Annotated in this window: 9 protein-coding genes; all 9 read right to left on the bottom strand. The window is 52.5% G+C overall.

Features of this window, described 5'->3' with window-relative positions; all coding sequences use genetic code 11:
* On the bottom strand, window positions 1–1201 hold a 1201-nt coding region (hrpB, locus tag AWJ19_RS18335; protein ID WP_068725888.1), incomplete at its 3' end, for an ATP-dependent helicase HrpB.
* 89 nt (window positions 1202–1290) lie between these two features.
* Window positions 1291–1575, bottom strand: coding sequence for a hypothetical protein (locus tag AWJ19_RS35930; protein ID WP_068725887.1), 285 nt, complete (start codon window positions 1573–1575; stop codon window positions 1291–1293).
* Window positions 1576–1854: 279 nt separating this feature from the next.
* Entirely contained in the window at window positions 1855–2244 is a 390-nt protein-coding gene (locus tag AWJ19_RS18325; RefSeq protein ID WP_068725885.1) for a DnaJ family domain-containing protein, read from the bottom strand.
* A gap of 27 nt (window positions 2245–2271) precedes the next feature.
* Window positions 2272–2616: a DUF1801 domain-containing protein gene (locus AWJ19_RS18320; protein WP_068725883.1), complete on the bottom strand. Its 345-nt coding sequence runs from the start codon at window positions 2614–2616 to the stop codon at window positions 2272–2274.
* Between the two features lie 151 nt (window positions 2617–2767).
* Complete coding sequence (locus AWJ19_RS18315; RefSeq protein ID WP_068725881.1) at window positions 2768–3577, bottom strand: SDR family NAD(P)-dependent oxidoreductase; 810 nt, start codon at window positions 3575–3577, stop codon at window positions 2768–2770.
* A gap of 305 nt (window positions 3578–3882) precedes the next feature.
* Entirely contained in the window at window positions 3883–4749 is an 867-nt protein-coding gene (locus tag AWJ19_RS18310; protein ID WP_068725879.1) for a transglutaminase family protein, read from the bottom strand.
* Window positions 4746–5699, bottom strand: coding sequence for an alpha-E domain-containing protein (locus AWJ19_RS18305; RefSeq protein ID WP_068725878.1), 954 nt, complete (start codon window positions 5697–5699; stop codon window positions 4746–4748). The genes AWJ19_RS18310 and AWJ19_RS18305 overlap by 4 nt, the downstream gene beginning before the upstream one ends.
* 72 nt (window positions 5700–5771) lie before the next feature.
* Entirely contained in the window at window positions 5772–7235 is a 1464-nt protein-coding gene (locus AWJ19_RS18300) for a circularly permuted type 2 ATP-grasp protein (RefSeq protein WP_068725876.1), read from the bottom strand.
* Window positions 7236–7619: 384 nt separating this feature from the next.
* A complete protein-coding gene (ftsY, locus tag AWJ19_RS18295) occupies window positions 7620–8624 on the bottom strand; it encodes a signal recognition particle-docking protein FtsY (RefSeq protein ID WP_068725874.1) in 1005 nt (334 codons plus the stop codon).
* Window positions 8625–8627 lie beyond the last annotated feature (3 nt).

The raw sequence follows: 8627 nt of genomic DNA, 5'->3' as shown, positions 1-8627 counted from the left end.
GCGCCGAGCTGGCGCAGCAGAATGCCGTACCCTGCGCGTAAGGCGCAGCGGGCGGCGGGTCCAGCCAGGGCAGCGCGGCAGGATCGCGCACGCCCCACAGCGCCAGCTCCAGGGCGAGCTGGGCCAGGTCGGTCTCAAGCATTTCCGGCACGTTGTCCTCCGGAAGCCGGGCATGCTCCTCCCTGCTCCAGAGCCTGTAGCAGGCTCCGGGTGCAGTCCGGCCTGCCCGGCCGCGCCGCTGGTCCGCCGATGCCTTGGATACCGGCACGGTTGTGAGCCGCGGCATTCCGGTGCGCGGCGAAAACACCTGGGTGCGCCGCAGGCCGGTATCAATTACCGTGCGTACCCCTTCAATCGTCAGGCTTGTCTCGGCGATCGAGGTCGCCAGCACCACCTTGCGCTGGCCGGGCACAGCGGCAGCCACAGCAGCATCCTGCTGGGCCTGCGGAAGCTGGCCGTACAGCGGCCGCAGAATCGTGCCCGCAGGAAGGCTGCCGCCGGCAAGCTCGCGCTCAGTCCGGCGGATCTCCCGCTCTCCGGGCAGGAAGACCAGCACATCGCCCGGCTGTTCCGCCAAAGCGCGGCGTACTGCGGAAGCTGCAGATTGTTCAAGCGTTGCGTCATTACCGGCGGGTGCATAGATTGTCTCCACCGGGAACGTCCGTCCGGGACAATCGACGATGGCTGCTCCGCCGAGCAGAGCAGATACCCGCTCAGCATCCAGGGTAGCCGACATGATGAGAATCCGCAGATCTTCGCGCAGCACAGACTGCGCCTCAAGCGCCAGCGCCAGGCCCAGATCAGCGTGAAGGCTCCGTTCATGGAACTCGTCAAATATGACAAGTCCCACATCACCAAGCGAGGGATCACTTTGCAGCATCCGTGTCAGGACGCCTTCGGTAACAACTGTTATACGGGTATGTCTGCTTACTTTGCTGTCCATCCGCATCCGGTAACCCACAGTCTGTCCTACTTGTTCTCCAAGGCAAGCTGCCATATATACAGCTGCTGAACGGGCAGCCAGTCTTCTCGGCTCCAGCATTAATATCGTTTTGCCCGCCATCCACGGCTCATCCAGAAAAGCCGGCGGCGTTCCCGTCGTCTTCCCTGCACCGGGTTCAGCGATAAGTACTGCAGCTGTGCTGACGGATAGTATTTTCTTCAGGTCAGGAAGCACCTGCATAATCGGAAGCTGTTTCATTCTGTATCTCCATAACTTTGTCTGTCTTATGTGCACTCTGGTTGAATTACCAGACGCCTCTTATAGCATGGGCGAAACGGTCCGGGATTTCAAGCGGTTCCTGAGGAAACCTCCGGCTTTTTGCCGCAGGCCATAACAAAGGTCATCATCGCGTAAGCATCCGGGGAACTGTTCAAATTCTCGCATGCCTGTTTAAGCTGATTATATTCCTCTTCATTTATAATCCCTTTTTCAAAAAAAGACCGTATACCGGTTGATGTCGAACTGCCGCCTAAAGCCTTCCCTGCCGTGCAGGTCACTATGCTGAATTGCATCCATATCAACATCCGTATAACCGCACTCTGCCAAAAGCCGCGGAATCGTCCGACCGACATAACGGTTTCCTCCCTTGGCAGCCTGATGGGCCGCCAGCTTGCGGATCACTCCTGTCAGGGTAACGCAATCCGGACTGACCGCGCAAAAAATACCGTCATCGATATCAATAATAACAAGTTTGCCGCCTGCTTATGTACCCGATGAATTTTCCGTGCGTAGCTACAATTCCGATATTATAAGTAGAATTACGGACCTGCATCTGACACCTCCGTATTATTTCTGACCCTTAATCTATAAAAAGTGCACACAGCCCTGTGAACCGTGCGCACTGAATGCTATTATTCCTGATCTGACAGCCGCTGACGGATCCGATCCCCGTACTCTGTAAAAATGCTGCTACTCTCCAGACCGCGATCACGCAGCAGTTGCTCCAGGCGCAATCTTTTTAAAGACAGCTTGGATTCAAGGGATCTCTGCTCAGATGAGTTAGCATTTCCGCTGTTGCGGCAGGCTGCCAATAATTCTTCCAAAGTCACGCATTCCGCCCGCAAAGTCAGCTCTTCCGGCAGAATCCCGGCATTTTTCATAATCTTGAACGACATCCGCAGCTCTTCGGGAACGCCTGACAGATCTTCGAGCTCCAGCGGCTTGCCATGCCCCGGCAAATCTGCAAATTCCCCGTTTCTCATTGCCTCCTGAATCCGTTGCTCCGCCAGCCATGACAGCATCGGCCCATCCCCTCTCCTATTGCATACTTACAGTTCAGCAGAAGCCTGCTTCAGCAGGCCAGCAAACAGCTTATAATCAACCGGCTTCCCCTCCAGCAGCTTGGCTGTTAACCGTTCCGGCTTTCCGGGCTCGAACACACCTTCCGGCACTTCAAGTCCTGCTGCATTAAAAATAGTAAAGGTAACCCATCCCTTCGCAGTTGTTATCACCGCAGCATACTTGCCGTTTTTGAGAAAATGCGGCTTGCCGTACTGTATACGTTCCTGCACATCCGGAATAGAATCATGAACGAGCTGACGCAGCATGCTACAGATCTCCATTTGCCAAGGCTGTTTTACACTATTGATAAAATCAGTAACTTCCTGATTCATAGGACCCTCCTTCAGATTCATAGTATGCACAGATTTTACCATACCCTGCTCACTTTACAACCCTGCGCATCACAAGCAGCCCTACCCCGGTTATATCTCCCGAAGTATGGCTGCAGCTTAAACCTTATATTTTGCAGCTTGCTTTACTGTCTTAGCTTAACAGTGACTCTGCACCATCAATGACTATCTGCGCCCCGGTAATATGAATGGATTCATCGGAAGCGAGGAAAGAGACCAGATCGGCTACATTCTCCGGCTTACCTGGGCCGTCAGCCAGCGGCTGGGCTCCTTCCGGGAATTCAATCGGGATGATGATTTCTTCTACCTCTTCATTGAATTCAGTTGATTCATCAATATTGGTAGAGATCGCACCCGGACAGATAACGTTGACGCGGATTTTGAATTTGGCCAGCTCCAGCGCAGCCATTTTGGCAAAAGCCACCTGACCCGCCTTGGTCGTGCTGTATGGTGACCAGCCAAAGCTCGTAAACCGTGTATTTCCGTTAATGGAGCTTGTAATAATAATACTGCCCTTGCCTTTTTCCTTGAGATGCGGAATCGTATATTTGAGTGTCAGGAACGTTCCGGTCAGGTTCACGTTGATCGTATGCTGCCAATCCGTCAGGCTCAGCTCCTCGATCGGCCCGACCACACCGTTAATTCCCGCGTTGGCAAAAACAATATCCAGGCTGCCAAAATGCTCAATCGTTCTGCGCACCGCTTCCTCCATCCGTTCAGCATCAGAGGTATCGACATCAATGGCCAGTGCGCAATCCTTGCGCAGCTTGTTCAGCTTCTGCTCCAGCACCGATGTGCGTTCGTTAACCAGGTCAAAAAGAGCTACATTGGCGCCTTCGCGCGCCATCTGGATCGCTGCCGCTCTGCCGATCCCGGAGCCCGCACCTGTAATTATGGCTGTTTTACCGATAAACCGCTGTTTTTTAGCTATATTTGGGCTCATATGCACACTCTCCTTCCACATCATCCATATTCGTGATTCTGTTTCAAGATTACCCAATTGCGGCTCAATTATAATCACCCTTGTGCAAATTTTGCACAAACTTTGTGCAAGCGTGCCATAGCAGGCGCCCGATGCCGGCTTAATGCCCTTTTACTTACTAATCATTTCGTCCAGTTCGGCGAAATCAAAGGCATTTTTGCCCTTCATTTCAGCCATCCCTTCTCCCGATAGTATAAACTTAAAAGCCCCCACAACGTGGGGCTTAACATTAGCAGCGTCTTCCGTACCTGCCGCACTACTTGCGCTCAGCTGTCCAGCTTACGCACATCCACCTTGACGCTAAGTGTCCCGGCTCCGCCGCGGTAAACACCCTTTACCGGTACAATATCCTTGTAATCCCGGCCATGGCCCAGCTTGATGTAGCGCCAGTTCACTTCCGCATTATTGGTCGGATCAAAGCCAAGCCAGCCCGTTCCGGGTATATGCGTTTCGACCCAGGCATGGGAGGCCTGCTCGAAATCGGCGTTACCGCCCTGCAGATCACCGACAAAATGGTATCCGCTGACATACCGTGAAGGAAGCCCGACACTCCGGCAGACGGCGATCATCAGATGGGCATAATCCTGGCAGACGCCGCGCTTGAGCTTGAGCGCTTTTTTGACCGTAGTATTCACGCTTGTCGCTTCGGGATCGTAGGTAAACTGCTCATAGATCGTCGAGGACAGCTTTTTGGTCCAGGCATACATATCATCCGCTTCATCAAAAGGGTGCTGGGACGCGAACTCCACCAGCTCCGGCGTAACCTCCGTGTAACGGGTTGGCAGAATGAATTCAATATAACGGTTCTGGAACTTTTCGTCATTCAGCAGCTTAACCTGATCTGCGAGCGGGATATGCGGGAGGTCGGCACCCTGTGCTTTATCAAGTGTCACGACAGTCGCCTTGGTATGAATCACCATCTCTGTATGCGGCTTATTCACTGAATAAGCGTGCACCCGGTTGCCGAAAAAATCCTCGTACGTTAAAAGATGCGCCGCTGGAGTCACCTCCACCTCATGATGGTAGCAGGACTGCCGGTAATTGGTGCGCGGGGTCAGCCGGATTTCATTGACACTGTCCGTAACCGGCTCCGGATATGAATAGGTGGTTGTGTGGTTGATTTGAATTTTCATACATGGGCTCCTTCACGGCGAAAAAAGGCGCCCTCCATCGTCTTCCCTAACCGCTGGCACGAGATCATCAGGGAATGCAGGACATCAAGGGCGAGATCGCCTGACATCTCCTCTTTTTCCATATAATCCAGCTCAGCCTTAATCTTGCCTGCCTGACGGATCACCTTCTCATGCCCTGAGCCCTTTTCTGAGGAATCCAGCTCCAGTCTGGCCAGATGCTCCTCCAGCTTGTGGAACGAGAAGCGCACCGAACGCGGAAAACGTGCATTAACGATCAGAAATTCCAGAATGCACTCCGGTGACATATCATCGGCATAATAACGGCGGAAGGCCTGATAGCCGCTTACCGATTTCAGCACAGCCTGCAGCTGGGTATAGATGGTGCTGTTCTCTTTGGATTTGCATGATACTGTAACGGCCTGCAGAATCCGTGTTGTATTCTCGGCCCGTTCCAGAAACCGTCCGCTTTCAATAAAATGCCATTCATTTCCCCGCAGCATTACGGACTGCTCCGCGCCGAGAAACATTGCCGCACGCTCTTTGACCTGCTGGTAGAACTGATGCGGACCGCTCATAATATCCGCTACGGACTGCTCCCCGAGCCAGAGATTAAAGCCGTTAACGATGTCCCACAGCTCGCTGGGCAGATGCTGGCGCAGTGTACGCAGGTTATTCCTCGCCTGGTGCACACAAGAGAATAAAGAATTGGCATTGCCCAGATCCAGTGTGATAAAAGACAGCACATCCTGCTCGCAAAAGCTCTCAAACTGCTTAAGATACTCATTTCTGACCCCTAATGCATCAATCAGCCTTGACCATTTATGCCCTTCCGACTGAAAATCCTCTTCTTGCTGAATATGATAATGGACATCGATCAGCCGTGCATGGTTCTCCGCCCGTTCAATATACCGTCCGATCCAAAACAAAGCTTCCGCGTTGCGATTCAGCATCGTCACCACTCCTCCGCTCCAACATTTTGATGCCGCACTTTGTCTTTCCACTGCCTGCTGCCTTGTTACGCATCAGGCCATAACCCAGGTATCCTTAACTCCGCCGCCCTGTGAAGAATTTACGACCAGTGAGTTTTCTTTCATGGCTACCCGGGTCAACCCGCCGGGAATAACATGCGGCTTGCGGTCCGCTCCCATCAGCACAAATGCGCGCAGGTCGATATGGCGCGGTACCATTTCTGCACCGGATAATACCGGCGCCCGTGACAGGGACATGATCGGCTGGGCTATATAACGGGCCGGGTCGGCAAGAATCTTAAGCCTGAAGTCCATCAATTCCTCCTTCGTCGCTTCGCAACCGATCAGCATCCCGTAGCCGCCGGAGAGGGATGTTTCCTTGACTACCATTTCCGGTAAATGATCCAGCACATACTGGCGTTCCTGCGGCCGTGACAGCAGATAGGTCGGCACATTGCCCAGGATCGGCTCTTCGTTCAGGTAATAACGGATCATATCCGGAACATAGACATACATGGCTTTGTCATCAGCCACTCCGGTCCCGGGAGCATTAGCGATTGCGATATTGCCGGCCCGGTAAGCATTCATCAGACCGGCTACTCCGAGCAGCGAATTCGGCTGAAACGCGAGCGGATCAATATAATCATCGTCCAGGCGGCGGTACAGCACATCGACCCTGCGCAGGCTGTTCATTTCCCGCAAATAAATTTTATGGTCCTGGGCTACCAGATCCCGTCCTTCAACCAGATGAATGCCCATTTGCTGCGCCAGAAAAGCATGTTCATAATAAGCAGAATTGTATTGCCCGGGGGTCAGCAGGGCTATAACAGGATCTTTCGTTCTGGACGGAGACAGGCTGCGCAGTACAGAAAGAAACCGGTTGAGGCTGTGATCCACATCCCGGACCCGGCTGGCAAAGGCCAGTTCAGGGAACAGCTGGTTCATCAGTGACCTGCCTTTGAACAGGTACGAAAAACCGGAGGGAGTACGCAGATTATCTTCCAGCACATAATATTCCCCGTCATGATGGCGGATCAGGTCGATACCTGAAGTAGTCACGTAAGCTCCGCCGGGCACCCTGAGCCCGGACATCTCCGGCCGGAAATAGACATTGCTGATGATCATGCGCCGCGGTACGATCCCGTCTTTTACGATGTATTGTTCATGGTAGATGTCATGAATGAATAAGTTCAGTGCGGTAATCCGCTGGATGATCCCGGCCTCCAGCCGCTCCCATTCTCCCTTCGGGATAATCCGCGGAATCATATCGAAGGGAATCGTCCGCTCCATCGGCTGATCCTGGGCCGGATTATACAGTGTAAAGGTAATTCCTTCTTCCATCATCCTGCGCTGCATCAGTTTCTGCTTGGCATGCAGCTCTTCGGGGCTCATCCCGGAAAACATGCGGCTCACATGTCTGTAATGAGGCCGGATACTCCGTTCATCAGCGTACATTTCATCGTAAAAATGCTCCAGCGGATACGGAGAAATACCGGGCAAAGGATCTAATTTGGACATGAGCCCGACTCCTTTCGGATATTCAGATGTGTTAAGTTTGTTTACAATAAATTTAAAATTTATAGATTTAATCACGAAAAACTTTGATTCTACTCTCATAATACGTAAATGATATTCTTGATGTCAATATATATAACAGCAAAATGGAGTTTATGAACCATTCCGCATAAATGGAATCGCTTCCTTTCTCATGAGTGTATTTTCCCGGTGCTGTAACGTTAAGGATACAATGAATTGTATGCGGGAGCGCTGACAAGCAGTACTATTATGAATTTTTCATATGTTGTTATTTAGATATAGTGTCCGTAAAAAAGAACCCGTTCTCCAGCCTCTGCCGGTAAACGGGTTCTTTCCGATTTTGTCAGATCAAAATCTACTAAATTCTTATTCCTGCTCTTCTCCGGACTCAGCCGCTTCCTCGCTGATCATTCCGGCAAACAGGGCATGGACGAACTGGCTGGAATCAAAGGTCTGCAGATCCTCCATCTTTTCACCGAGGCCGACCAGCTTCACCGGCAGATTCATTTCCTGGCGGATCGCCACAACGATACCGCCCTTGGCTGTACCGTCCAGCTTGGTCAGTACAAGTCCGGTAACACCGCTTTTTTCACCGAACAGCTTGGCCTGGCTAAGCGCGTTCTGCCCGGTCGTTGCATCAAGCACCATCAGCACTTCGTGCGGCGCACTTGGAATCTCACGCTGAATGACCCGGAAGATCTTATTCAGCTCTTCCATCAGGTTGGTCTTATTCTGCAGTCGGCCTGCTGTATCACAGATCAGCACATCCACATTCCGCTGCTTCGCTGCCTGTACGGCATCGAACATCACCGCTGCAGGATCAGAGCCGGCCTGCTGCTTGATTACGTCCACTCCGGCCCGCTGACCCCAGACCTCAAGCTGCTCGATCGCTCCGGCACGGAAGGTATCTCCTGCAGCAAGGAGAACCTTTTTGCCTTCCTGCTTGTAGCGGTGAGCCAGCTTGCCGATTGTCGTAGTCTTCCCGACCCCGTTGACGCCGACAAACAGAATAACGGTTATGCCGTCCGGGTTCTCCTTCAGGCTGTTGTCATCATCGCCGCGCAGCAGCTCCATCAGCTTGCGGGAGAGAATCGGCTGCAGCTCCGAAGCGTCCTCAATACGCTTCTGCTTTACTTCAGCGCGCAGCTCCTCGACCAGCGTCATGACTGTGTTAACGCCTACGTCAGCACCGATCAGGATTTCTTCCAGCTCCTCATAGAATTCCTCATCGATCTTTTTGCGGCGGATAATCAGGTCAGAGACCTTTTCAACGAAGCCTTTACGCGTTTTTTCCAGCCCGTCGCGGAAGCTTTTGGTTACACTTTCCGTTTTGCCGGAAATGGTTTCTTTTAGTTTCTTGAAAAAGCTCATTAT

The sequence above is a fragment of the Paenibacillus sp. DMB5 genome (assembly GCF_001517085.1).
GTDB lineage: Bacteria > Bacillota > Bacilli > Paenibacillales > Paenibacillaceae > Paenibacillus_AQ.
This window is presented reverse-complemented; position numbering and strand designations above follow the sequence as displayed.